The organism is Streptomyces sp. NPDC092369 (assembly GCF_044755245.1).
Taxonomy (GTDB): domain Bacteria; phylum Actinomycetota; class Actinomycetes; order Streptomycetales; family Streptomycetaceae; genus Streptomyces.
This window is the reverse complement of record NZ_JBIVQP010000007.1, coordinates 259759-284830: the sequence shown is the minus strand read 5'-3', so window position 1 is coordinate 284830 and position 25072 is coordinate 259759. Positions and strand designations below refer to the sequence as shown.

Sequence of the window (25072 nt, the reverse complement as noted above, 5' to 3'; positions counted from 1 at the left end):
CGGGATCTACGAAACCCTGAAGGTGATCGTCACGGAAGCCGCTTTCCGTATCGCAGAAGTCGCCCCGGACTTCTGCGGGCAGACGTCCCCCACAAGGAGTGCCCGTGCCGCCGTCCGTCCCGTCCCTGCCGCGACGCGTCGCACGCATATTGCGTACCTCTCTTTTCGCGCAGGTCGCCTGCGCGCTCGTACTCGGCATCACCGTCGGGAAGTTGTGGCCCGACGTGGCCACGGATCTCCAGCCGCTCGGCGACGGCTTCACTCGGCTGATCAAGACGATCATCTCGCCGCTGGTGTTCTGCGTGGTCGTCGTCGGCATCGCCAAGGCCGGTGACCTGAAGGCGTTCGGGCGGATCGGGCTCAAGGCCCTGATCTGGTTCGAGGTCGCGAGCACGCTCGCCCTGATCATCGGGCTGGTCGCCGCCAACGTCGTCCAGCCCGGCTCGGGGATGCACGTCGACCCCTCGACGCTGGACGCCTCGGCGGTCGACGCGAAGACGGGCGGGGGCTCGCTGCCCTCCACGACCGAGTTCGTGCTGAACGCCCTGCCCACCAGTTTCATCGGCGCCTTCGCCGAGAACTCCCTCCTCCAAGTCCTCGTCCTGGCCTGCCTCGTGGGCGCCGCGCTGCTCCACCTCGGCCGTACCAAGGTGCCGCAGGTGCTGCCCGCCATCGAGCAGGCCCAGGAGATCATCTTCGCGATCGTCGGCTTCGTGATGCGCCTCGCCCCGATCGCCGTGTTCGGCGCGATGGCCGTCCTGATCGGCCAGTACGGGCTCGGCGTGATCGAGACCTACGCCAAGCTGATCATCCTGTGCTACGTCGCCGCCGCGGTGTTCGTCGTGCTGCTCGCCGTCGCTCTGCGCATGGTCACCGGGCTCAGCCTCTGGAAGTTCCTGCGCTACATCCGCGAGGAGATGCTGCTCGCGCTCGGCACCGCGTCCACCGAGGCAGTCCTGCCGCGCGTGATGCAGAAGCTGCGCAAGGCGGGCGCCCGCGACGACGCCGTGGGCCTGGTGCTGCCCACCGGCTACTCCTTCAATCTCGACGGTGCCTCGCTCTACCTCTCCATCGGCACGCTGTTCATCGCGCAGGCCGTGGGTGTCGATCTCAGCCTGAGCGACCAGATCACCGTCGTCCTCGTCCTGATGCTGACCAGCAAGGGCATGGCGGGCATCCCCGGGTCCGCCTTCCTCGCCCTGTCCGCCACCGCCTCCTCGCTGGGCGCGATCCCGGCCGGTGCGGTCGCCCTGCTGCTCGGCGTGGACCGCATCATGGACTCGATGCGCGTCGTCACGAACCTGCTCGGCAACTGCGTCGCCGTCTTCGCGGTGTCCCGCTGGGAGGGGGCGCTGGACGTGGAGCGGGCGAAGAGGGTGCTGGAGGGCGAGGTCGTGGTCGAAACGGACGAGGCACCCCTCGCTGACGTGGTGACGGTCCCCGCTCAGGCCACCAAGGAGAATGCGCCCGAAGCCAACTGAACACGGATGAAGGCTCAACGGGCCGGTGCCACCACTTCAGCAGGACGCAGTGGTGGCACCGGCCCGTCGCCGTACGTTCTCAGCAGCCGTGCCCCGGAGCCCCGTCCACCAACGTGTCCAGCAGCCCACCGAACACCTCGCGTTGCTCGCTCGTGAGCGGCGCGAGGATCTCCTCGGCCGCCGACCTGCGTGACCTGTGCAGGCCCCGCAGCGCCTCGCGGCCGTCGTCCGTCAGCTCGATGCGGATCACCCGGCGGTTGGTCGGATCGGGGACCCGGCGCACCTTGCCGTTCGCCTCAAGGCCGTCGACCAGCGTCGTCACCGCTCGCGGGACCACCTCCAGGCGCTCGGCGAGATCCGCCATGCGCGGTGGCGAGCCCCAGTGCGACAGTGTGCGCAGCAGCCGGGACTGAGCGGGGGTGACGCCCAGTCCCGCCAGCTCGATGTGCCGCTTCTGGATGCGGTGCACACGGCGGGTGAACCGCAGCAACTGCTCCGCGAGCAGCCCGTCGGAATCTGGCGTGGTCATGCGGGAACAATATCAGGATGAAGTTCATTGTGAGCATAGGTAACAATGAGCTAAGCTCCGTCAGTCCGCACCACCTCACCCTCCGTAGGAGCCATGCCCCGAGACGACATCAACTGGACCCCCGCCCCCGGCACCTCGACCGACGAACCCCGGCAGGTGCGCCGAATCCTCCGACTCTTCAAGCCCTACCGAGCCCGGCTCGCCGTCGTCGGCGTGCTGGTCGGTGCCGCGTCCGTGGTCACCGTGGCCACCCCGTTCCTGCTCAAGGAGACGCTGGACGTGGCCATCCCCCAGGGCCGCACCGGGCTGCTCAGCCTGCTCGCCCTGGGCATGATCCTGAGCGCCGTCCTCACCAGCGTCTTCGGCGTGCTGCAGACCCTCATCTCCACGACGGTCGGCCAGCGCGTCATGCACGACCTGCGCACCGCGGTCTACGGCCGCCTGCAGCGCATGTCGCTCGCCTTCTTCACCCGCACCCGCACCGGCGAGGTGCAGTCCCGCATCGCCAACGACATCGGCGGCATGCAGGCCACCGTGACCTCCACGGCCACGTCCCTGGTCTCCAACCTGACCAGCGTGGTCGCCACGATCATCGCGATGGTCGCCCTGGACTGGCGGCTGACCGCCGTCTCCCTGGTCCTGCTCCCGTTCTTCGTGTGGATCAGCCGCCGCGTCGGCAACGAACGCAAGAAGATCACCACCCAGCGTCAGAAGCAGATGGCCGCGATGGCCGCCACGGTCACCGAGTCACTGTCGGTCAGCGGCATCCTGCTCGGCCGCACGATGGGCCGCTCCGACTCGCTGACCCGCGCCTTCTCGGAGGAGTCCGAGGGTCTGGTCGACCTCGAAGTCCGTTCCAACATGGCCGGCCGCTGGCGCATGGCCGTCATCACGATCGTCATGGCCGCGATGCCGGCGGTCATCTACTGGACGGCCGGTCTCGCCCTGCAGTCGGGCGGTCCGGACATCTCCATCGGCACCATCGTCGCCTTCGTCTCCCTCCAGCAGGGCCTGTTCCGCCCGGCCGTGAGCCTGCTGGCGACCGGCGTCCAGATCCAGACCTCGCTCGCGCTCTTCCAGCGCATCTTCGAGTACCTCGACCTGCCGATCGACATCACCGAGCGCGACAACCCCGTCCACCTCGACCGCGTCAAGGGCGAGGTCGCCTTCGAGAACGTCGAGTTCCGCTACGACGACAAGGGCGCCCCGATCCTTGACGACATCGACGTCACGGTCCCCGCCGGCAGCAGCCTCGCGGTCGTCGGGCCGACCGGCGCCGGAAAATCGACGCTCGGCTATCTCGTCCCGCGGCTGTACGACGTGACGGGCGGCCGGGTCACCCTCGACGGGGTCGACGTCCGCGACCTCGACTTCGACACCCTCGCGCGCGCGGTCGGCGTCGTCTCCCAGGAGACGTACCTCTTCCACGCGACGGTCGCCGACAACCTGCGCTTCGCCAAGCCCGACGCCACCGACGAGGAGCTGTACGCGGCGGCCCGGGCGGCCCAGATCCACGAGCACATCGCGGGTCTGCCCGACGGGTACGACACCGTCGTGGGCGAGCGCGGACACCGTTTCTCCGGCGGCGAGAAGCAGCGCCTGGCCATCGCCCGCACGATCCTGCGCGACCCGCCGGTGCTGATCCTCGACGAGGCGACCAGCGCCCTGGACACCCGCACCGAACATGCCGTGCAGGAGGCCATCGACGCGCTGTCGGCCAACCGCACGACGCTCACCATCGCGCACCGACTGTCCACCGTCCGCGACGCCGACCAGATCGTGGTCCTCGACTCCGGGCACGTGGCCGAGCGGGGCACCCACGAGGAGCTGCTGGAACTGGACGGACGGTACGCGGCCCTCGTACGCCGGGATGCCCAACTGGAACCGACAAGCTGAAAATATGCCGGGTTTGTGACGATATGCGGGTTACCGTGCCCGCATGTACCTGAACACTCCGCCACGGAGAACGATTCGACTGACGCGCAGGGGCCGGCTCGTCCTCATCGCGACCGGTGCCGTCGTGGCCGGCACCGCCGTGGCGGTGCCGTTGCTCAGCCTGGACAGCGAGGGGGATTCGTCCAAGCCCACCGCGCTGGTCATCCCGGAGGGCTGGCGCGCCGGCCAGATCTACGACGCCGTCGACAAGGCCCTCACCCTGCCGCCCGGCAGCGCCAAGAAGTCCCTCGCCAAGGCGAACCTCAAGCTGCCGAACGACGCGGAGGGCAACCCCGAGGGTTACCTCTTCCCGGCGACGTATCCGCTGGCCGAGAAGGCGACCCCGGAGTCCCTGCTGTCGTACATGGTCGACACGGCCAACAAGAAGTTCAACGGGGCGCCCATCGCCGCGGGCGCCCAGCGCAACTCGATGAACGTCTACCAGGCGGTCACCATCGCGAGCATCGTCCAGGCCGAGGCGGCCACGAAGGCGGACATGGGCAAGGTGGCCCGGGTCGTCTTCAACCGGCTGGAGCGGGGGATGCCGCTGCAGATGGACTCCACGCTCAACTACGCACTGAACCGCTCGACGCTGCGTACGACCAACGACGACACACGGATCGACAACCCCTACAACTCGTACATGCGCATGGGCCTGCCGCCCACGCCGATCGACAACCCGGGCGAGGACGCCATGCGCGCGGCCATCAGCCCGACGCCGGGCGACTGGCTGTACTTCGTCACGGTCAAGCCCGGCGACACGCGCTTCACCGCCGACTTCGCGGAGCACCAGCGCAATGTCGCGGAGTTCAACGCCGAGCAGAAGAGCGGGGCGAGCGCGCAGGCCGGGCCTGCGAGGTGACCGGGCGGGGCATCACGCGGCGGCCGACTCGGCAGACGCGACCGACTCGGCGGGTCCGCTCGGCAGGGTCGGTTCGCCCGGCGTTTCGGCCAGCAGCCGCCTGATGTCCCGGACGGCCGCGCGGCCGGCCCGGTTGGCGCCGATGGTGCTGGCCGAGGGGCCGTAGCCGACCAGGTGGATGCGTGCGTCGGCGACCGCGCGGGTGCCCTCGACCCGGATGCCGCCGCCCGCCTCGCGCAGCCGCAGGGGTGCCAGGTGGTCGATGGCGGCGCGGAATCCGGTGGCCCACAGGATCACGTCGGCGGCCAGGCGGTGTCCGTCGTTCCACTCCACGCCCTCGGGCGTGATGCGGTCGAACATGGGCTGCCGGTCCAGGACACCGTCGTCGATGCCCTGCCGGATCGCGTCGTTGAGCGGCAGCCCGGTCACCGACACGACACTCTTCGGCGGCAGCCCCTGCCGCACGCGCTCCTCGACCAGCGCGACGGCCGCCCGGCCCAGGTCCTCGTTGAAGGGGCCCTCGCGGAAGACGGGCGGACGCCGGGTGACCCAGGTGGTGGCGGCCGCGTACGGGGCGAGCTCCAACAGGTGCTGGGTTCCGGAGGCGCCGCCGCCCACCACGATGACCCGCTGCCCGGCGAACTCCTCGGGGCCGCGGTACTGCGCGGTGTGCAACTGCCGCCCGCGGAAGGTCTCCTGGCCCTTGTAGCGCGGCCAGAACGGCCGGTCCCAGGTGCCGGTCGCGTTGATCAGCGCACGCGTCGACCAGGTGCCGTCCGAGGTCTCCACGAGCAGCCGCCCGCCGACCCCCGCACGCACGGCATGGACGTCCACCGGACGTCGTACCCGCAGATCGAAGGCGCGCTCGTAGGCGGCGAAGTACTCCGCGACGACCTCCGCGGAAGGGCGCGCCGGGTCGGCGTCCGTGAGTTCCATGCCCGGCAGGGAGTGCATGCCGTGCACCTTGCCGTACGTCAGTGAGGGCCAGCGGAACTGCCAGGCGCCGCCCGGGGCGGGGGCGTGGTCGAGCACCACGAAGTCGCGCTCCGGCTCGAAGCCGGTGCGGCGCAGGTGATAGGCGCTGGACAGACCCGCCTGCCCGGCGCCTATGACGACGACCTCGACCTCACGCGTGTTGTTCACGTTTCTACCAACCGTGGTGAGGCCACCGATCTTCCCGGTCCCGTGCGGGGCTCCGCGGTTCGCTTCCCGCCGGCGCTACCAGGCCTGTCGGCTCACCGCCCGCCGGCGACCAGGAGGGGCGCGGCGCCGCCGACGACGGTGGCCTCCAGCAGCCCGCGCGCCGACAGCTCGGGGATCACGCCCTCGCCGAACCAGTACGCCTCCTCCAGGTGCGGATACCCGGAGAGGACGAAGTGTTCGACGCCCAGCGCGTGGTACTCCTCGATCAGGTCGGCCACCTCCGCATGGCTGCCGACCAGCGCGGTCCCCGCGCCGCCGCGCACCAGACCCACCCCGGCCCACAGGTTCGGGTGGATCTCCAGCTCGCCGCGCGAGCCGCCGTGCAGGGCGAGCATCCGCTGCTGGCCCACCGACTCACTGCGGCCGAGCGCGGTCTGCGCTGCGGCGATCGTGTCCGCGTCGAGGTCGTCGAGCAGCCGGTTCGCCGTCGCCCACGCCTCGGCGGAGGAGTCGCGCGAGATGGTGTGCAGCCGCACCCCGAAGCGCACGGTCCGGCCCTCCCGCTCGGCCAGCGACCGGATCCAGTCGATCTTCTCCTTGACCTGCGCGGGCGGCTCGCCCCAGGTCAGATACACGTCGGAGTGCCGCGCGGCTACCGGCCCGGCGGCGGGGGAGGACCCGCCGAAGAAGATCTGCGGCAACGGGTCGGGCGGCAGCGCGGTGAGCCCGCCCTCGACCTGGTAGTGCTCGCCTTCGAAGTCATACGGCTGTCCCCGCCACACCCCGCGTACGACGGACAGGAACTCGTCCGTCCGTGCGTACCGCCGGTCGTGGTCGAGCCGGTCGCCGAAGCGCCGCTGCTCGACCGAGTCGCCGCCGGTGACGACGTTCAGCAGCAACCGCCCACGGGTGACCCGTTGATAGGTCGCCGCCATCTGCGCGGCGAGCGTTGGCGAGATCAGCCCCGGCCTGAACGCGACGAGGAACTTGAGCCGCCTGGTGTGCTGGGCGAGCGCCACGGTCGTCAGCCAGGCGTCCTCGCACCAGGTGCCGGTCGGCGTCAGCACCGCTTCGAAGCCCAACTGCTCGGCGGCCTTGGCGATTTGGGCGAGGTACTCGATGTCGGGCGGGCGCACCCCACGGACCGGGGAGCCGGCCTGGTTGGACCCGTAGGCGTGCCGGTCGACGAGCGTACGGCCGTCACCGCCCGTCGGCAGGAACCAGTGCAGATGGACCGACATGTCACGAACCCCCGGAGGTACGGGCCGGAGTGGAGGACGGGGGCAGGTCGCCGTTGTAGCGCGTGTCCACGAAGTCGGCGAAGTCGACCTTCTTCGGGATGAGCTTCAACTCGGTGAAGGTGTCGGCGATTTCCTGCTCCGAGGCCACAACTCCCTTGTCGACAGCGACCGTCACCCGCGTGGAGTTGGTGCGCTTCACCGAGGCGAGCGCGGTCTCGTAGGGCAGCCCGGTGTCCTTCGCCCACACCTTGGCCCACTCCTCCTGGTGGCTGTGGACCCACTCCGTGGCCCGGTCGAGGCGCGCCAGATAGTCCTTGATCGCGGCCGCCTTCTCCTTGTTCCCGAGGGCGCTCGGCGCCGCCACCTGGAAGGTCAGCCCGTTGGTCACGCCCTGCCCGGTGGTCAGGACGCGCCCCTGCTTGGCCTGCAGAACCTGAGAGGTGTACGGGTCCCACACGGCCCACGCGTCCACCTTGCCGGACGTGAACGCGGCCAGCGCGTCGGCCGGTTGGAGGTACTTGACCTTCACGTCGCTCAGGCTCAGCCCGGCCGCCTTGAGGGAGGCCACCAACTGGTAGTGCGCGGACGAACCCTGCGCCACCGCGATCGACTTCCCCTTCAGCTCCTGGGGTTTGGTCAGCTTCGAGCCGTCCGGTACGAGGATGGCGTCGCCCTCGGACGTGCCGTGCCAGGCGGCCACCACCGAGATCTTCGAGCCGGCGCCGGCCGCGAAGACCGGCGGGGTGTTTCCGACGCCGCCGATGTCGACGGCCTTGGCGTTGACGGCCTCCAGGAGCGGCGGGCCGGAGGTGAAGGTGGACCACTTGATCTTGTACTTGAGGTTCTTGAGCTCCCCGGCAGCCCGCAGGATGGCCTCCGAACCACCCTTCTGGTCACCGACGTTGAGCGTGACGGAGCCGGTGCCGTCGGTGTCGGTCCCCGTGCTGGCGGACGAACTCCCACCGCAGGCGGTGAGCAGGAGGGCGAAGGGGAGAAGCAGTGCGGCGGGGACGAGGCGACGTCGCATGGAGGTCCGTTCCGTTCAACTGGGGTGTGGGTGTGGGGAAGGCAGGTGGGATGGGGGCTGGGGTGTGGGTGCCGGCAGTTCAGGCGGGACGGGGACTGGGGGAGTTCAGGCGGCTTGCGCGGCGGTGTCGACGCCGAGCCGTTCCAGCAGGCCGGCGCGGAGTTCGGCGAACCGGGGGTCGGTGATGTCGCGCGGGCGGTCGAGGTCGATCTGCTGCTCGTGTGCGATGACGCCGTCGTCCATCACCAGGACGCGGTCGGCGAGCAGGACGGCCTCCTCGACGTCGTGCGTGACCAACAGGACCGCGCAGCCGCGCCGTTGCCACAACTCGCCGACCAGTTGCTGGGCCTTGATGCGGGTCAGCGCGTCGAGCGCGCCGAACGGCTCGTCGAGCAGGAGGAGATCGGGTTCGCGAACCAAAGCCCGTGCCAGGGAGGCGCGTTGGGCCTCACCGCCGGACAGGGTCTTGGGCCAGGCGTCGGAGCGGTGGCTCAGGCCGACCTCGGTGAGAGCCTGTTCGGCGACGGAGCGGGTCGGCTTGCCGGGCAGTCCGAGCAGTACGTTGCGCCAGACCTTCTTCCACGGCATCAGGCGAGGCGCCTGGAAGGCGACGGCCCTGCGGCGCGGCACGAGGACCGTGCCCTGGATGTCCCGGTCGAGGCCGGCGAGGATGCGCAGCAGCGTGGACTTGCCGCAGCCGCTGCGACCGAGCAGGGCGACGAACTCGCCCGGCCGGACGTCGAGTCGGAGGTCGTCGATGACGGCACGGCCGTCGAAGGACCGGGTCAGCCCCTCGACCTGGACGGCGTGCGTGACGGTGGGGCTCACCGGCCGGTGAACGTCGGTCGCCATTGCAGCAGCACCTTTTCGAGGGAGCGGACGATGAAGTCGGCCAGCAGACCGAGGAAGGCGTAGACGATCAGGCAGACCACGATCACGTCGGTCTGCAGGAAGTCCCGTGCCTGCACCATGAGGAAGCCGATGCCCGCGTCCGCGTTGATCTGCTCGGCGAAGACGAGGGCGAGCCAGGCGATACCGAGGGAGTAGCGCAGCCCGGTGAGCGCGCCCGGCAGTGCCCCCGGCAGTACGACGTGTCGGACCAGTCCCCACCGGGACAGTCCCAACGACTCGCCTGCCTCGATGAGTTGGGAGTCCACGCCGCGAATGCCGGCGTACACGTTCAGGTAGAGCGGGAAGGTCACGCCGAGCGTGATGATGGCGACCTTCGGGGCCTCGCCGATGCCGAACCAGATGATGAACAGCGGGATGAGACCGACGAACGGCACGGTCCGCAGCATCTGCACCGGCGCGTCCACCAGATCCTCGCCGATCCTGAACAGCCCGGAGACCAGGGCGAGTCCGGTACCGATGAGGGTCCCGAACAGCAGCCCGAACGCCACGCGCTGGAGCGAGGTGCCCATCGCCGAGGTCAGCGACCCGTTGCCGATCAGATCCCCGGCGACGTGTGCGATCCGCCCCGGAGACGCGAGCACGTCGGAGGTCAACACCCCTGTGCTGCTGAGGAGTTGCCACAGCGCGAGCAGCAGAACGGGCCCGGAGGTCCGGCGCAGCCAGCGCGGGACGCGGGTGCCTCGGGAGGAGGCGGGGGCGATGGGAACGAGGTCGAGGGCTGCGCCCGGACCACCGCCGACCACGCCGTCCTTCTCTACGGATATAGGAGATATATCGGGTTCGGAGGCGCCGGGTGGCGCGTGGCTGATGCTCATGGAAGCTCCACGGGGAGGAGAGCGGCCGGTGGGGGTGGGTCTCGATGCCGCCACACCGGCTGAACCGGCGCTGATCGTCGTCGATCAGTACGGATCAGTACGGATCAATACGGATCAGCGCGGATCAGTGGGCGTGCGGGACGGTCGGCGTACGAGCCCCAAAGGCGGTCGGCGAGAGCCGGAAGGCGTCAAGGCATCAAGGCGTAGGCATGGAACGCCGGGGCCGACATGCCAGGGTGTGGGGAAAAGGCGTCAGCGGCCGCGACAACACGCGGCGGAGGCCACCCGCAGCAGGTCGATGTGACCGCGCGTGGTGAGCAGAACTGAACGCAACATGCGGCGAAAGTAGTCAGATCGTCGGGTCACGGTCAATGGCGTCTCGCGGACTGGACCCCTCGTATCAACCGGCGGTCGTCCCCTCATGTGTCCAACCGGGCGTATGGGTCAGGATGGGGGCATGTCAGATGCCTTCACCACGCGAGTCCTGAACATCACCACGGGTTCGAGGGAACGGGTCGTCGATCTCACGAGCGACTGCGAGGCGTTCCTGAGGGAGGCGGCCGCGGGCCGCGACGGCCTCCTCAACGTTTTCGTCCCGCACGCCACGGCCGGGATCGCGGTCATCGAAACGGGCGCAGGCAGCGACGACGACCTCCTCGCCGCCCTCCACACCCTTCTCCCGGCCGACGACCGCTGGCAACACCGCCACGGCACCCCGGGCCACGGCCGCGACCACGTCCTCCCGGCGTTCGTGCCGCCGCATGCGACGCTGCCGGTGGTGGGCGGGCGGTTGGAGTTGGGGACTTGGCAGTCGGTGTGTTTGGTGGACACCAACATCTCCAATACCAACCGTCACGTGCGATTGAGCTTCCTGGGGTAGACAAGATCATCCTGGGGGTGGTCCTTCATTCCCCGTACCTGGTATGCGGAACAGGAGAAGGGATCCGCAGACGTCGGAAGCCGTGCAGCCACGCGAAACTCCTCTCCACGACCTACCGGTAGGTGCCCAGTTCGGTGCCGTAGAGGGTGCCGCGTCTGGCAACCGCACCTTCCTCAACAAGACCACCGACACCATCACCGGCCTCACTGACGTCGGCGCCCGGGAATTTGCCCCCGTACTCGGCCGCTTCGTCAGCCTCGACCCCGTCTTCGAGGACGACAGCCCGCAGGAACTCGGCGGCTACGCCTACGCCTCGGACAACCCCGTCACGTTGTCCGACCCAACCGGCGAGGAGATCGGCTCGCGCCCCAACTCCTGCCAGTACGATCTGGCGAACTGCTCGAAGAAAGTACAAAAAGAGGTCGGCTACGACTCGAAAACCGGGCTTGCCGACTACCGTCGGGGCACGGTGGTCTCCAAGGGCACGGCGGCCTCCATCAGCAGCCACTACAGCAACCCGGTCACCGACAGCGGCTACACCCCGCCCGCGCCTAAACCGCAGCCGCACCGGTCCTGGTGGTCGAAGTCCTGGAACTGGACCAAGCAGACCTTCGGCACATGGGACGGATGGAAGAACAGGGTTCTGCCCGCCGCTGGCTTCGGCGCATGCCTTGTGGTCTCGGCGGGCCTGTGCACCGGCCTGGGCCTGGTCATCGTGGGAGCGACTTTCGCGGGTGACGGCGTGACCACTGGCAAGTGGGACTTCGGCCAGGCGGGCCGAAGCCTCGCCTGGACCCTTGCCGGAGGGGCTGCGGCAAGGGTGCTCGGAGGTTCCTGGTCGGAGTCCGCCATTATGAGCCGTATTCGCGTCAAGACCGTTTTCCAGGACGAGAACGTCACCATCCATGGCTACCGTCACGTGGTCGACTGGGGCGCCACCTATGCCAATGTGAGCCTCAACGTCGGCATTTCGGCGTCATTCTGCGGAGCCGGTGCCGCGAGCCCCGCTGCTGTCCGTAAGCATGTTTGCTGAGACCTGGAGAACAACATGGAAACGGCGATGAATGCAGTCGTACTGAGGCGGAGTTCTTGGCTGGCCTTTTCAGGGGTGGCCGTCGTCGGCCTCGGGATCGGCATGGTCGCGGCGGTGTATCACGTCACCTCGGTGCACGGATTCCGTGACGGGTGGCAGGGCATTCCGGTATACCTGGCCATCGCGGCGATCCTCGGGAGGATCGCGAACTGCAAGGTCGTCCTGCGGGAGACCGAGCTGCTGGTGGTCAACCCCCTGCGCACCCATGCCGTCCCGGTATCGAGGATCCGTGCGGGGGCGGTCGGTGACGACGGCACGCTAGTGGTGCGTCTCGACGGCGGCCAGGACATTCGGGTCTTCGCGTTCGGTGGCTCCGTCGTCGACCGTTTGCGGGGCACGAGCGGCGAGGCGGCACGGAAGATCAACGACTGGCTCCGTACGGAGCACACGGTGCGCCGCGCCGAAGCAGACGCCGGGGACGTGGCCGTCCGCTGGACCCTGATGCCCGTCGCTGACGCAGCGCTGGTCCTGTGCGTGGCCGTGGCGGCAGGCGGTGCCGTCTGGATGGTGGTCGGCTGAGGACCATAGGAGAGGAACACGGGCGCCACAGTCGCGGACCTTCGATGAGGCTTTGCGTGGGCGACTGCCGGTGTGATGTCCGGTCGCGTATGCAGCTCACCTGGCAGGAGGCCCGCCGTGGCCGGGTCTGGACGGTCGTCGCCGGTGCCTCACCCGGCGTCGATCGGGCCACACATCAGGTTGCCGGGTTCGGCAGGGTCGTCGCTGGTCCAGAACTGGGTCCACAGTGCGGCGAACTCGGGGCGGCTGAGGTAGCCGTCGGCGTCCTGGTCGAGCCGGTCGAAGGCGCCGCCGGTCTCCACGGGCCGCCCGTGCCAGGTGTCGACGAGACGCTGGTGCTCGCCGCGCGAGATGCGTCCGTCGGCGTTCTCGTCGACCGCGTCGAAGATGGTGTCGGCGGTGGCGGTGACGGCCTCGGGGATGGTCGGCAGCAGGTCCACCATGGCGAGGAGGTCGTCCATGTCGATCCGGCCGTCCCGGTCCGTGTCCACGGTCTTTGACAAGTGCTGCCACCAGCCCTTCAGCACGCCATCCACACGCGCCGCGAGTTCCGATCCCTCTCTCACTCGCGGCAGCCGGCCCCAGCGGTCCGCCAGGGCCACGAAGTCCGCCTCCTCCAGATAGCCGTTGCCGTCCGCGTCGAACGCCTCGAACATGGCCTGGAGCTTGGTCCGCTGGAACTCGCTGGACATCACATGTCTCCTTACTTCACTCGCGGTACTGGGGACATGCTGTCCGCGGCAGGCCGCCCCGCAACGGCGCTCGCGCTCACCGCGGCGGATGTCCGCGCGCCCACGAGCCCGCCCGGTGCGCCGGGCGCCGGTTTGCCCGCTGCGGAGGGAGCAGGGGACGTCACACGCACAGTCGTCCGGCGGCCCCTGCACCGGCAACCGTCCACGCCCGCCGAGGGCCGCCGCCGATTCCGTACCCTTGCGGCATGCGCATGCGCCCCACTCTGAGCTGGACCCCCGCGGCGGCGGACCTGCTGCCGGGCACCACCGACCTGGAGCCGGTCGTCGACGCGCTGAGCGCAGGCGGTGTGCTGGTGCTCAGCGGGGCGGGCATCTCCACGGAGTCGGGCATCCCCGACTACCGGGGCGAGGGCGGGAGCCTGAGCCGGCACACCCCGATGACCTACGAGGACTTCACCGGCGGCGCGCAGGCGCGGCGCAGGTACTGGGCGCGCAGCCACCTCGGCTGGCGCACCTTCGGGCGGGCCCGCCCGAATGCGGGACACCTGGCGGTGGCCGCCTTCGCCCGGGACACCTGCCTCTCGGGCGTGATCACCCAGAACGTCGACGGCCTGCACCAGGCCGCCGGCAGCGAGGACGTCGTGGAGCTCCACGGCAGCCTGGACCGGGTTGTCTGCCTCTCCTGCCGCGCGATCAGCCCGCGCCGCGAACTCGCCCGGCGCCTGGAGGCCGAGAACCCGGGCTTCGACCCGGTCGCCGCCGGGATCAACCCGGACGGTGACGCGGACCTCACCGACGCGCAGGTCGGGGACTTCCACGTCGTGCCGTGCGCCGACTGCGGGGGCGTCCTCAAGCCGGACGTGGTGTTCTTCGGCGAGGCGGTTCCGCCGCAGCGTGTCGAGCACTGCCGGCGGCTGGTCCGCGAGTCGACCGCCCTGCTGGTCCTCGGCTCGTCGCTGACGGTGATGTCCGGCCTGCGGTTCGTCCGCCAGGCGTCGCAGGAGGGCAAACCGGTGCTGATCGTCAACCGGGACCCCACCCGTGGCGACCCGCACGCCCGCACCCGGGTGGCGCTGCCGTTGGGAACGGCCCTGACGACCGTCGCCGACCGACTCGGCATCCCCGTCGGTGAGCAGGCGGGCTGAGGAACAGGTCCGGATGACGGCATGGAACGAAGCCGCCTTCACCGGGATCACGCGTTGATGCGTCGCCGTCGACAGTCCTGAGCCGCACACCGAGTTCTCCGGGCTGGTGGCGTTGATGTGCGGTGACGTTCGCCGCCGAGTCCGCAGCGGGGCGGTGGCGCGGTCCGGGGCCGGACCCGCAGCGCGCCACGCACCGCCCGACCCCGGCGCACCGGTCGCGAGGGGCGTCCACGGGCTCGTTCGGGGTGCCCTAACTGCGCCCGTCGTGCGCTGCCTGATCGGTCACCGGGGCCGCGCCCGTCGCTCGTTCAGGCACGCCATTCGCACATTGTCGCCGGGTTCGCCCGCCGGGAAGCTGATCCGCGTCGGTGGAGGACAGCGGCGACCCGTGCCAGGGCCACCGCACGCTGAAACGAGGTGACCATGGGTGCCGCACAGGACCTGCCCGCCGATCCTGGGGGCTACGCCGCCCGGATCCTGGCCCGACTGGCCGCAGCCCCGCACCGGACCGCCACGCACTGGCGCGGACGGGCCACTACGGCGGGGGAGTTGGCCCGGGCCGTGACCGGCGCCGCCCGCACCCTGCGTGGGCTCGGCGTGGGACCCGGCAGCGTTGTGGGCATCCTGGTGGCGCCCAACAGCCCCGACACTCTCGTCGCCCGGTACGCGGCCCACCTGTTGGGCGCCGCCGTCACTCACCTGAGGTCCGCCAATCCCGGCTCGACCGCGCCCGTTCTGCCGCTCGGCGCCCAGCTGCGGATCCTGCTGGACACCTCGACCGACGTGCTGTTCACCGATGCCGAGAACGCCGGGCGTGCCCAGGAGCTGTGCGCTCGCGTCAACCGACGGCCCGCCGTCACCGGGTTCGGAGTCGGAGCCGGCGGCGCCGTACCCGTGGAACCCGCGGACCCGGCTCACCTCGGCCCGCTCGCCGCGCCCGATCCGAGCGACCTCGCCGCTGTCGTCTTCACCAGTGGAAGCACCGCTCAGCCCAAGGGGATCCGGCTGTCGGTGCGCGCCTGGGAGAGCACCGTCGCCGCCACCGCAGCCTCCGTCACCGAGGACGATCCACGGCTGCTCGTCGTCACACCGCTCAGCCACACGGCGGGGCCGATGGCCGACGCCGTCCTCGCCGCGGGCGGAACCGTGGTCCTGCACGAGGAGTTCGAACCGGCGCGCGCCGTGCGGGCGGTGACCGAACACCGCATCACCCGCACCTTCATGGCCACCGCGCATCTGTACCGGGCGGTGGACCACGTCCGCGGCGAACCGGCCGACCTCTCCTCGCTGCGGCAGCTGATCTACAGCGGCAGCACCGCCGCGCCCGCACGGATCGAGGAGGCCGTGCAGACCTTCGGGCCCGTCCTCGTACAGGGCTACGGGACCACCGAGGGCGGCCGGATCACGCTGCTCGACCCCGGAGAGCACATGGACCCGCGGCTGCGGACCACGGTGGGCAGACCCTTCGAGGAGACCGCCGTCAAGATCTGCGACCCCGGCACGGGTGACGAACTGCCCACCGGGCACAGCGGCGAGGTATGGGTGCGCTCACCCCACGTCATGGACGGCTACCTCAAGGATCCCGGCCTGACCGCGTTGGTCCTGCGCGCGGGCTGGTACCGCACCGGCGACATCGGACGCGTCGACGGGCAGGGCTATCTGCACCTGCTCGACCGGGTCGCGGACATGGTGAAGGCCGAGGGCGTCAAGATCTACCCCGCCGTCGTGGAGCGGGAGATCGCCGCGTTGGCCGGTGTCGCGCACGTCGCCGTCTACGGCGTCCGCGACATGGACGGCATCGAGCACCTGCACGCCGCGATCGTGGCGAGGCCCGGCGCCCGGGTCGGCTCCGCCGAGGTCTGCTCCCGGGTCGGCAGCGCGCTGACCGCGGCTCACGTACCCGAGGAGATCCGGTTCCTCGACGAACTCCCGCTCAACGACTCGGGCAAGCCCGACAAACGGCGTCTGCGCCGGCTGTCCGCCACTGTCTGAGCGCCTCTGCCCGAGTACGGCCCTTCTCGCTCCGGTTCCGTCGGATGCCGGCGAAGGCTCAACGACCCTTACCAGAAAGTGAGTTCGCGCCATGACCCAGCATTTGGACTTCTTTGCGAGCGAGATGCAGGAGTTCGCCGACAGCAAGCGGTCCTTCCTCGAGATCGGCCGTCGCGCCGGGCGGTTCCCCAGTGCGGTCGCCCGGACCCCCGGCGACGGCCGCGACCTCGACATCAGCGTCTGGTGCAGCAACGACTACCTCGGTATGGGGCAGCACCCCGCGGTGCTCGATGCGATGCGTACCGCCCTCGACGCGTTCGGCGCGGGCTCCGGCGGCTCGCGCAACATCGGCGGCACCAACCACTACCACGTCCTGCTGGAGAACGAACTCGCGGCGCTGCATGCCAAGGAGAGCGCCCTGATCTTCAGTTCCGGCTACACCGCGAACGACGGCGCGCTGTCCGTCCTGGCCGGCCGGATGCCCGGCACGCTGGTCTTCTCCGACGAGCTGAACCACGCGTCCATCATCGACGGGCTGCGCCACAGCCGCGCCGAGAAGCGAATATTCCGTCACAACGACGTGGCACACCTTGAAGAGCTCCTCGCCGCCGCCGACCCGCAGCGGCCCAAGATGATCGTCCTGGAGTCGGTGTACTCGATGTCCGGCGACGTGGCGCCGCTGAAGGACATCTCCGCCCTCGCCCGGCGCCACGGGGCGACGACGTTCATAGACGAGGTGCACGCGGTCGGCATGTACGGTCCCGAGGGCGCCGGAATCGCCGCCCGCGAGGGCATCGCCGACGACTTCACCGTCATCATGGGCACGCTGGCCAAGGGGTTCGGCACCTCCGGTGGCTACATCGCCGGACCCGCGCCGCTGATCGACGCGGTCCGCAGCTTCTCGCGCTCGTTCATCTTCACCACCTCGCTGCCCCCGGCGCTGGCCGCGGGCGCGCTCGCCGCGGTCCGTCACCTGCGCGCGAGCGAGGAGGAGCGCGACCGGCTCCGGGACAATGCCCGGTTGCTGCACCGCCTGCTGGACGAGCGGGGCATCCCGTACGTCTCGCCGATGTCGCACATCGTGTCCGTGTTCGTCGGCGACGACGCGCTGTGCCGGCAGGCCTCCGCCCTCCTGCTGGAGCGGCACGGCATCTACGTCCAGGCGATCAACGCGCCCAGTGTCCGGGCGGGCGAGGAGATCCTGCGGGTTGCGCCCTCGGCCACCCACAGCACCAGCGACGTGGAGAAGTTCGCCGAGGCGCTCGGCGGCATCTGGCAGGAACTGGACATTCCCAGGACGCGGACCGCGCACACCCTGTGACCGGTGCCGTCCTGCGCGGTGCCCCGGGCCTGCGGGCCGGGGCACCGCGCACGAGAGCGCACGTCGAGCACTGCTGAGCGGAGGCCTCATGTCCCTGTCGGTGGCGGCGATCCTCGCCGAGTCCGCGGCCCGGCGCCCGGACCATCCGGCGGTCGTCTTCGGTGACGATCGGGTGACCTACGAGCAGCTGTGGCTGCGCGCCAGGAAGTACGCGGCGGCCCTGGCCGGCCTCGGCGTCGGGCCGGGTGACCGGGTGGCTCTGCTGATCGGCAACTCGCCCGAGTTCCCGGCCGTCCACTTCGGGGCGTTGGCGCTGGGCGCGGTCGTGGTCCCCGTGCACGCGCTGCTCAAGGCGTCCGAGATCGAGTACGTGCTGCGCGACTGCGGCGCCTCGGTCCTGGTGTGCGAGGGGGCGCTGCTGACCGAGGGCGCGCCGGGTGCGACGCTCGCCGGGGTGCGGCTGGTCACGGTGCTGGCGCCCCGGGCCGCGGACGCGCCCCGGTTGGACGCGGTGGCCGACCGGGCCGAGCCGATCGAGGGCTGGAGGCCGCAGGAGCCGGGCGACCTGGCTGTGGTCCTCTACACCTCGGGCACGACCGGCCGGCCCAAGGGAGCGATGCTGACGCACCGCAACATCGTGAGCAACGTCGAGGTCGGGATGGTCTCGCCGTTCGACTTCCGGCCCGGTGACGTGCTGCTCGGCTGCCTGCCCCTGTTCCACACCTTCGGGCTGGTCTGCGCGATGAGCACCTGCTTCCGGGCCGGGGCGACCATGGTCCTGATGGAGCGGTTCGACGCCGGTCCCGCCCTTGAGCTGATGATCCGTCACGGCTGCACGGTGTTCATGGGCGTGCCCACGATGTACCTGGCGCTGCTCGAAGCGGCGCGGCACGAACCCCGGCGGCCCCCACTCGACCGTGTCTACTCCGGCGGCTCCGCTCTGCCGGTCAAGGTGCTCGACGAGGTCCGGCGGACCTTCGGCTGCCCGGTGTACGAGGGGTACGGACTCACCGAGACCTCCCCGGTGGTGGCGTACAACCAAAAGGCCTGGCCGACCCGGCCGGGCACGGTGGGGCTGCCCATCCGGGGCGTCGAGGTGGAGATCGCGCGGGCCGACGCGGAGGGCCGGATCGAACTGGTGGCGGCGGGCACGGTGGGCGAGATCGTGGTTCGCGGCCACAACGTGATGGCCGGATACCTGGGGCGTCCCGAGGCGACCGCCGAGGTGCTGGTGGACGGCTGGTTCCGGACGGGCGACCTCGGCGTGAAGGACGAGGACGGCTATCTGTCGGTGGTCGACCGCAAGAAGGACATGGTGGTGCGCGGCGGCTACAACGTCTACCCGCGCGAGATCGAGGAGGTGCTCGTGCACCACCCGGCCGTCGCGCAGGTGGCCGTCATCGGCCTGCCCGACGAGCGGCACGGCGAGGAGGTGTGCGCGGTGGTCGTGGCACGGCCCGGGGTGGCCGCCGGGCAGCCGCTCGGCGAGCGGATCGTGAACTGGAGCCGGGAGCGGCTCGCCGCCTACAAGTACCCCCGGCGAGTGGAGTTCGTCGACTCCTTCCCCCTCGGACCCAGTGGAAAGGTCCTCAAGCGCGAGTTGGCCGCACTGGTGGGCGACGGGCCCGCGGTTCCGGCCCGATCGATGCGCGATTAAGCGACACGTGTTGCACACACGACATGTGTCGTGGAACGATCTGGGTCGACGATCCTCCGAAGGGAATGGACACCCATGAGCAAGGACAACGCGGCGCCGTCGGCGGCCGCGGTCGACTCCGAACGCATCGGCCCCGATCTGTGGTGGCTCACCGGCATCCTTGTGCTGGGCGGTTTCGCCACCCTGTTGGACAGCACGATCGTGAACGTGGCGGTCGGCACGCTCGCGAAGGAGTTCGACGCCGAACTGTCCGCCGTCCAGTGGTCCGTGACGGGCTATCTGCTGGCCCTGTGCATGACCATCCCGCTCAGCGGCTGGGCCGTCGAACGCTTCGGCGCCAAGCAGACCTGGCTCTTCTCGCAGGTGGTCTTCCTCGCCGGGTCGCTGCTCGCCGGACTGTCCTGGTCGGTGGAGAGCCTGATCTTCTTCCGTGTGCTCCAGGGCATCGGCGGCGGTCTGGTGATGCCGGTCGGCCAGTCGCTGCTGGCGCAGGCCGCCGGCACCAAGCGGCTGGGAAGGCTGATGGGCATCGTCTCCATCCCGGCCATGTTCGCCCCGGTCGTCGGACCGACGCTCGGCGGAGTCGTCATCGACAACATCGGCTGGCGCTGGACCTTCTACCTCAACCTGCCGCTCGGCCTCGTCACCATCGCGCTGTCCCTGATGAAGATCAGCAATGTGGTCACCCCCGGCCGCTCCCGCCTGGACGTGCTGGGTCTCGTCCTGCTCGCGCCCGGCCTCGGCGCCTTCCTGTACGGCCTGTCCGAGGTGGGTGAGGAGGGCAGCTTCGGCAATGGCCGCACGATCATCGGGCTGATCGCCGGTGTGCTGCTGATCGCGGCCTTCAGCGTGCACGCGCTGCGGACCCGCTTCGCGCCTCTCATGGACCTGCGGCTGCTGCGGGAGCGCAACTTCACCAGCGGCACGGCGGCGACGTTCTTCCTCAGCATGGCGATGTTCGGCGCGATGATCCCGCTGCCGCTGTACTTCCAACTGGTCCGCGGCGCGGACGTGATGGAGTCGGGCCTACTCCTGATGCCGCAGAGCATCGGTTACTTCCTCGCCATCGTGGTGGTCGGCCGGCTCACCGCCATGTACGGCGCGCGGTCGGTCTCGATCGCGGGCGTCCTCCTCGCGGCGGCCGCGACCCTTCCGTTCGGTCTGATCACCGCGGACAGCAGCAAGCTCCTGCTCTGCTCGTCGATGGTGGTCCGCGGCTTCGGTTTCGGTGCGGCCATGCTCCCGTGCATGACCACGGCCTACTCGGGTCTCACGGCCGCCACGGTGCCGCACGCGACCAGTGCCTTCAACATCTTCCAGCGGATCGGCGCCTCGGTCGGTACGGCCGCGCTCGCCGTGGTGCTCCAGCAGCGCGCGACGGCCGAACTCGACGGCCGTTCCGCCGGGTTGACCCAGGTGCTGCCGGACAGCGACATCGCGCATTCGCTGGCGGGTGCCTTCTCCACGACGTTCTGGTGGGCGCTGGGGCTGACCGTCCTCGCCTTGCTGCCGTGCGTGGCCTTGCCGGGCAGGCAGCCGCGTGAAGCCTCTTCGCCGGCCGCCGAACCCGTACCACTGGGCGAGGCCGCGGTCTGATCTCCTGAGCGGCCCCGGCAGCGGGCGGCGCGGCCGAACGGACCACCCGGTCCGGGTCGCGCCGCCCGTCCGCACCCTCGGGCCGCGCGTCGCCCTGTACCCGGGCGGACCTGGTGCACGGGCGGACGTGCATGACCTCCGCGTCGTGCACGGGTCGCACCAGGAGAGACACCGTCCCGCGTCGGCCCACCCCTGGAGTCCCGCCCGGCGCAGGCACCCGGCCCGAAGGCAGGGCCGCCGACAGAACTGGGGCCGGGCACGTCCGTGCGTGCCCGGCCCCAGTTTCTCCGCCCTCACCCTCTCTCGTGCGGCTCCTCCTCGGCCGGATTGGGCTCAGGTCGCCCCAGGCCCAGCAACAGCAGCGCCAGCGAGGTGCCCGAACGGCCGAGCGCCGAGTGGTAGAGGCGCAGTACGGCGTTCTCCCGGGCCAGCTCCGCACTCGGCGAGCCCAGCCGGCGGCGCAGCGAGGCGAGTTCCGCCGCCGCCTCGCTGCGCCGGACGACCAGATCGATCAGCGACCGGTCCAGCTCGCCGATGTAGTCGTGCTGCTCCGCCACTCGCTCGGCGGCCGACCGCACCCCGCTCACCGCTTGGCTCCCGGCAGCCGTACGAAGGCCTCGCCGCGCACGGTGACCGGGCCGTCCTCGATCCGTACGGTGACGGACAGCCGGGCCCGGCGCACCCCCTCGTCCTCGTCGATCGCCGTGACGCGGGCAGCGCAGCGCACCACGGCGTGGACCGGGGTGGGCGCCGAGAAGCGGACCTTGAACGACAGCAGGTCCTGGACCGGTACCCAAGTCGTAAGAAGCCGCCCCAGCAGGGCCATGGACAGCATGCCGTGCGCGATCACATCGTCCAGACCGGCAGCACGGGCCGCGTCCGAGTCGATGTGGATCGGGTTGTGGTCGCCGGACGCGCCCGCGAACAACGCCAGTAGTGTCCGGGTGATCGATACGCCCGGAAGTTCGGGCAGTTCTGTGCCGATCTCGGCCGACGCGGGGGAGAACACGCTCATGTTCCCTCCCCGCCCTCGCTCGCCGCCCGGACCGCGATCACCTGGTGCAGGTCCGCCACCGGCTCTCCGCCGGGACCGGTCACCGCCGTGTCGCGTACCACGAACTCCAGTGCGCCACGGGCCCTGATGTCCGTGATGACGGGCGCGAAGGTGAGGGTCTGGCCGGCGAACGCCGGGTGGTGGTAGACGAAGCCCTGTTCCACGTGGAGCACCCGGTCGAGGGCCACGCCCATCTCGGTCAGCAGATCCGACGGATCCGCGAGGTCGAGGCCGAACAGAAAGGTGGGCGGCACCGGCAGATCCGGGTGGCCGGCTCGCCGGGCGGCGTCCAGGTCGGTGAACTTCGCCCCGGGCGCCCCCACCACCTCGTTGAACATCCGCAGCCTGCCGCGCTCCACCTCCGCCGTGAAGGGCGCGGACCTGGTGCCCACAAACGCCGTGTCGATCACCGGATCACCGCCTGACGGCCCTTCTCCCGCGCCGCGTGCAGCAGGTCGCGGTTGCGGATCAGCTTTCCGTTGCTGGTGCGCGGCAGCGCGGCCGCGTTGAAGTGGAACACCTTGGGAATCTTGTGCGCACTGAGCCGGACCCGGCACCAGTCGAGCAGGGCGCTCTTGCTGAGCGCCCCTTTGGCCACCACGTGCGCCTCGATCGCCTCGCCGAAGACCACCACGGCTTCCCCGACCTCGGGATGGTCGGCGAGGACCGCCTCGATCTCCGTGAGGTCGACCTTCAGCCCGCCGATCGCGACCACGGAGTCGGCCCGTCCGTTGATCTCCAGGACCCCCGAACCGGGCCGCGCCCGGCACCGGTCGTACGTGTTGAGCCAGCCGTCCGTGAACCGATCGGCGCGGTCCGTGTGCAGGTAGGGGTCCTCTGCGAGTCGCACCCGCAGAGTCCCCTCGACCACGGCCGTCCCGACACCGGGGGCTGGGAGCCCCACCGCCGACGGGCCATGACGTCCCGTCAGGTCGGTGGCGATGATGCCCGCCTCGGTCATCCCGTACGCCTGGCCCACCCGGACGCCGTAGCGCCGCGCGAACCGGTCGAAGACCTCACACGACAGCATCTCGCCGCCGGAGACCGCCAGCCGCAGCGCGGGCAGCGGTGGCGGCGCGGCGGTCCGGCTCAGCAGGTCGAAGTGGACCGGCACTCCGAACACCGCGTCCACCGGCCGCTCCGCCATCAGCTTCAGCAGCTCGAAGGGCTGCGGGCGGGCGGCGAAGTGCAGCGCCACCCCGGCCGACAGCGAATGCAGCACACCGCCGATCAGTCCGAAGGAGTGCATCAACGAGCTGAGCAGCAGCAGGTTCTCGCCGCGCTTGGGCATGTCGGGCAGGTCGGCGAACCGCTCCACCTCCGCGAGCAGCGACCGGCCCGAACGGCCGATCACCTTCGGCAGCCCGGTCGAACCCGAGCTGAACTGGAGCAGTGCGTGCTCGCTCTGAGCCGGCCGGCCGGTCCTGCGGCGCTCCACGACCACCTCGCACTCGTCCCGGAAGACGGCCGTGGACCGGCCGGAGGCGGGCGAGGTCAGATGGAACTGCGGCTCGCACAGCTCCAGCAGCCGGGTCGTCTCGGCGGCCGTCAACCGCGGGTCGAACAGCATCACCTGCGCGCCCGCCGACCACAGTGCGAACACCGACCACAGCAGGGTGAGACTCGGCGGTACCTGGACGGCGACCGTGCTGCCGCCCCTGACTCCGTGCGCCGCGAGGGCCGCACCCGCGCGCTCGGTGCCGGTGCGCAGCCGGTGCCGGGTCACCACGGTCTCCCCGTGGGCCCACACCTCGTCGAAACGTTCCCGGTCCGACAGGAGAGCGGCGAGCCAGGAGCCGAAGTCCGTGGCGGCAGCCATCACGTCATCCCTTCCGTCAGGCTCCGTGCAGAGCGTGAACGTGGAGGCGGGGACCGGCATCCCGCTCGGGCGGATGCCGGTCGTACCTCGCGCGTCGGTCACTTCTCGATGCAGAACTCGCCCACCGGCCAGCCGACATGGCGCTTGTCGGTGGCCAGGTAGCCCAGCAGCTTGTCGCCGGGCTTCAGCTCGGTGCAGTTCAGCACCGCCGCGCCCGGACCGAGGACCCGTACGTGCCAGTCGTCCTGGAGCGTCAGGCTGACCTCGACACCGCTCTCCGAACGCGCCCGGACCGTCAGCAGCGGACGCGACTCCAGCTTCACCCGGCCCACCACGATCCGCCGGGTCCGCCCGTCGGCCGTGACACCGAGAACCGTGCTGCCCGCCTTGAGTTCGCTGAGGTAGTTGGTCCGGTTGTCCGCGCCCAGCACGTACGAGTGCAGCGCGCCGGCGTTCACCCGGAACGGCCGGGTGGGCATGTACGGCAGCGGGTGCGTCTCGCTCACGCACAGCACGAAGCCGTGCGCGTACGAGCCGACCAGGATGCCCTCGTCCTTCTCGAAGTGCGTGCAGGTGTCCACGCACACCCGGTCGCCGAGCCCGTTGTGCTCGATCGACTCCACGGTCAGCGTGGTCAGGTCCAGATCGGGAGTACTGCTGGCCAGCAGCGCCGTCAGACCGAAGATGTCGTTGGCGTCCTTGGGGGCCAACAGCAGACCGTCCGAGCCCTTCTCCAGGACGTCCACGATGATGCCGGCCTCCTCCAGGCCGTCCGCCTCGCAGATCAGGCGCCCCGGGGACTTGTCGGCAGCGGCGATCACGATCTCCAGCGGGATCTTCGTGGGGTCGCGGAACTTCACCACCGTGTACTCCAGCGCCTGCGCGGCGGCGCACGCCACGCGCAGCGTCGGGTCGTCGACGACCTCGACGAACGCGCCGAAGCGATCGGGCCGGTCGGCCGCGGACAGCTTCAGCTTGTCCAGCTCCGCCGTGGTGCTGATCCGGGTGAGCACCACGTCGGCGACGTCGGCGGCCTCCGGCGCGAGCGTCGCACCGTCCTCGGTGACCAGCAGCTTCTGCACCGTCGGCGGCAGGAGTGCGAGCGTCTCCAGCCGGTCGTCCAGCACGCCGGCCAGCCGGGCGTGGACCGTGGCGTCGACGATCGACTCGCGCCGGTCGGCGGCGACGGAGCGGAGATCAACCCAAGCGAATTTCACAACTACCATCCCTACGATCGGCTCGCTGACAGCCGAAACCCTCGCATCGGCCACCCGTGCCCCACATGCTCGATAGGACTGCTCGACCGGGCTCCGTACAGGCGGGGCCCCACCTGCCTGTACGGCTACCTCCATCGCGCTG

General features: G+C 70.3%; 23 protein-coding genes and 2 pseudogenes. 11 read left to right on the top strand and 14 right to left on the bottom strand.

Annotation, left to right across the window (positions count from 1 at the left end; all coding sequences use genetic code 11):
• The first annotated feature begins 104 nt into the window (after positions 1-104).
• Entirely contained in the window at positions 105-1481 is a 1377-nt protein-coding gene (locus ACIQI8_RS36365; protein WP_402360431.1) for a cation:dicarboxylate symporter family transporter, read from the top strand.
• Between the two features lie 79 nt (positions 1482-1560).
• Here the strand turns inward: ACIQI8_RS36365 and ACIQI8_RS36360 are convergent, their stop codons facing one another.
• Positions 1561-2010, bottom strand: coding sequence for a MarR family winged helix-turn-helix transcriptional regulator (locus ACIQI8_RS36360; protein WP_402360428.1), 450 nt, complete (start codon positions 2008-2010; stop codon positions 1561-1563).
• 93 nt (positions 2011-2103) lie between these two features.
• Here ACIQI8_RS36360 and ACIQI8_RS36355 point away from each other — a divergent pair, with 93 nt between their 5' ends.
• Together ACIQI8_RS36355 and mltG are read left to right on the top strand one after the other, a co-directional pair.
• A complete protein-coding gene (locus ACIQI8_RS36355) occupies positions 2104-3906 on the top strand; it encodes an ABC transporter ATP-binding protein (protein ID WP_402360425.1) in 1803 nt (600 codons plus the stop codon).
• A 43-nt stretch (positions 3907-3949) separates the two neighbouring features.
• Positions 3950-4807, top strand: coding sequence for an endolytic transglycosylase MltG (gene mltG, locus ACIQI8_RS36350; protein ID WP_402360421.1), 858 nt, complete (start codon positions 3950-3952; stop codon positions 4805-4807).
• A 12-nt stretch (positions 4808-4819) separates the two neighbouring features.
• On the opposite strand, the gene ACIQI8_RS36345 is transcribed toward mltG, so the two are convergent.
• From ACIQI8_RS36345 to ACIQI8_RS36320, 6 genes are all read right to left on the bottom strand, one after another.
• Positions 4820-5950: an NAD(P)-binding domain-containing protein gene (locus tag ACIQI8_RS36345; RefSeq protein ID WP_402360418.1), complete on the bottom strand. Its 1131-nt coding sequence runs from the start codon at positions 5948-5950 to the stop codon at positions 4820-4822.
• Positions 5951-6042: 92 nt separating this feature from the next.
• Complete coding sequence (locus ACIQI8_RS36340) at positions 6043-7191, bottom strand: LLM class flavin-dependent oxidoreductase (RefSeq protein ID WP_402360415.1); 1149 nt, start codon at positions 7189-7191, stop codon at positions 6043-6045.
• A 1-nt stretch (position 7192) separates the two neighbouring features.
• Complete coding sequence (locus tag ACIQI8_RS36335) at positions 7193-8218, bottom strand: ABC transporter substrate-binding protein (protein WP_402360412.1); 1026 nt, start codon at positions 8216-8218, stop codon at positions 7193-7195.
• Positions 8219-8323: 105 nt separating this feature from the next.
• Positions 8324-9070, bottom strand: coding sequence for an ABC transporter ATP-binding protein (locus ACIQI8_RS36330; protein ID WP_402360409.1), 747 nt, complete (start codon positions 9068-9070; stop codon positions 8324-8326).
• The gene (locus ACIQI8_RS36325) at positions 9043-9945 is read right to left on the bottom strand and encodes an ABC transporter permease (protein WP_402360406.1); all 903 of its coding nucleotides are present in this window, start codon (positions 9943-9945) and stop codon (positions 9043-9045) included. Before ACIQI8_RS36325 ends, ACIQI8_RS36330 begins: the two co-directional genes overlap by 28 nt.
• 252 nt (positions 9946-10197) lie before the next feature.
• Positions 10198-10281, bottom strand: a complete 84-nt coding sequence (locus tag ACIQI8_RS36320; RefSeq protein WP_402361345.1) for a putative leader peptide — start codon at positions 10279-10281, stop codon at positions 10198-10200.
• 121 nt (positions 10282-10402) lie between these two features.
• On the opposite strand from ACIQI8_RS36320, the gene ACIQI8_RS36315 reads away from it, so the two are divergent.
• Positions 10403-10825: a secondary thiamine-phosphate synthase enzyme YjbQ gene (locus ACIQI8_RS36315; RefSeq protein WP_402360403.1), complete on the top strand. Its 423-nt coding sequence runs from the start codon at positions 10403-10405 to the stop codon at positions 10823-10825.
• A gap of 61 nt (positions 10826-10886) precedes the next feature.
• Here the strand turns inward: ACIQI8_RS36315 and ACIQI8_RS36310 are convergent.
• Positions 10887-10991 (bottom strand): annotated as a pseudogene (locus ACIQI8_RS36310) (IS5/IS1182 family transposase); the annotation flags it as partial.
• A gap of 24 nt (positions 10992-11015) precedes the next feature.
• Here ACIQI8_RS36310 and ACIQI8_RS36305 point away from each other — a divergent pair.
• Together ACIQI8_RS36305 and ACIQI8_RS36300 are read left to right on the top strand one after the other, a co-directional pair.
• A pseudogene (locus tag ACIQI8_RS36305) lies at positions 11016-11858 on the top strand (RHS repeat-associated core domain-containing protein); the annotation flags it as partial.
• Positions 11859-11885: 27 nt separating this feature from the next.
• A complete protein-coding gene (locus tag ACIQI8_RS36300; RefSeq protein ID WP_402360400.1) occupies positions 11886-12437 on the top strand; it encodes a hypothetical protein in 552 nt (183 codons plus the stop codon).
• 149 nt (positions 12438-12586) lie between these two features.
• Here the strand turns inward: ACIQI8_RS36300 and ACIQI8_RS36295 are convergent, their stop codons facing one another.
• The gene (locus tag ACIQI8_RS36295; protein ID WP_402360397.1) at positions 12587-13129 is read right to left on the bottom strand and encodes an EF-hand domain-containing protein; all 543 of its coding nucleotides are present in this window, start codon (positions 13127-13129) and stop codon (positions 12587-12589) included.
• Between the two features lie 245 nt (positions 13130-13374).
• Here ACIQI8_RS36295 and ACIQI8_RS36290 point away from each other — a divergent pair, with 245 nt between their 5' ends.
• From ACIQI8_RS36290 to ACIQI8_RS36270, 5 genes are all read left to right on the top strand, one after another.
• The gene (locus tag ACIQI8_RS36290) at positions 13375-14274 is read left to right on the top strand and encodes an NAD-dependent protein deacetylase (protein WP_402360394.1); all 900 of its coding nucleotides are present in this window, start codon (positions 13375-13377) and stop codon (positions 14272-14274) included.
• Between the two features lie 423 nt (positions 14275-14697).
• A complete protein-coding gene (locus tag ACIQI8_RS36285) occupies positions 14698-16266 on the top strand; it encodes a class I adenylate-forming enzyme family protein (RefSeq protein ID WP_402360391.1) in 1569 nt (522 codons plus the stop codon).
• Positions 16267-16357: 91 nt separating this feature from the next.
• Positions 16358-17587: a 5-aminolevulinate synthase gene (gene hemA / locus ACIQI8_RS36280; protein ID WP_402360388.1), complete on the top strand. Its 1230-nt coding sequence runs from the start codon at positions 16358-16360 to the stop codon at positions 17585-17587.
• Between the two features lie 88 nt (positions 17588-17675).
• Positions 17676-19244, top strand: a complete 1569-nt coding sequence (locus ACIQI8_RS36275; RefSeq protein ID WP_402360385.1) for a long-chain fatty acid--CoA ligase — start codon at positions 17676-17678, stop codon at positions 19242-19244.
• Positions 19245-19319: 75 nt separating this feature from the next.
• Positions 19320-20840, top strand: coding sequence for a DHA2 family efflux MFS transporter permease subunit (locus ACIQI8_RS36270; RefSeq protein WP_402360382.1), 1521 nt, complete (start codon positions 19320-19322; stop codon positions 20838-20840).
• Between the two features lie 293 nt (positions 20841-21133).
• Here the strand turns inward: ACIQI8_RS36270 and ACIQI8_RS36265 are convergent, their stop codons facing one another.
• The 5 genes from ACIQI8_RS36265 to ACIQI8_RS36245 all read right to left on the bottom strand — a co-directional run bounded on the left by ACIQI8_RS36265 (position 21134) and on the right by ACIQI8_RS36245 (position 24930).
• Positions 21134-21427, bottom strand: coding sequence for a chorismate mutase (locus ACIQI8_RS36265; protein ID WP_402360379.1), 294 nt, complete (start codon positions 21425-21427; stop codon positions 21134-21136).
• Positions 21424-21855: a MaoC/PaaZ C-terminal domain-containing protein gene (locus tag ACIQI8_RS36260; RefSeq protein WP_402360376.1), complete on the bottom strand. Its 432-nt coding sequence runs from the start codon at positions 21853-21855 to the stop codon at positions 21424-21426. The genes ACIQI8_RS36265 and ACIQI8_RS36260 overlap by 4 nt, the downstream gene beginning before the upstream one ends.
• Positions 21852-22304 carry a MaoC family dehydratase N-terminal domain-containing protein gene (locus ACIQI8_RS36255; RefSeq protein WP_402360373.1) on the bottom strand — a complete coding sequence of 151 codons (453 nt, stop codon included), beginning with the start codon at positions 22302-22304 and terminating at the stop codon, positions 21852-21854. The genes ACIQI8_RS36260 and ACIQI8_RS36255 overlap by 4 nt, the downstream gene beginning before the upstream one ends.
• A complete protein-coding gene (locus tag ACIQI8_RS36250) occupies positions 22301-23713 on the bottom strand; it encodes a class I adenylate-forming enzyme family protein (RefSeq protein WP_402360370.1) in 1413 nt (470 codons plus the stop codon). The genes ACIQI8_RS36255 and ACIQI8_RS36250 overlap by 4 nt, the downstream gene beginning before the upstream one ends.
• Positions 23714-23811: 98 nt before the next feature.
• Positions 23812-24930 carry a 3-dehydroquinate synthase II family protein gene (locus tag ACIQI8_RS36245; protein ID WP_402360367.1) on the bottom strand — a complete coding sequence of 373 codons (1119 nt, stop codon included), beginning with the start codon at positions 24928-24930 and terminating at the stop codon, positions 23812-23814.
• Between the last annotated feature and the right edge of the window lie 142 nt (positions 24931-25072).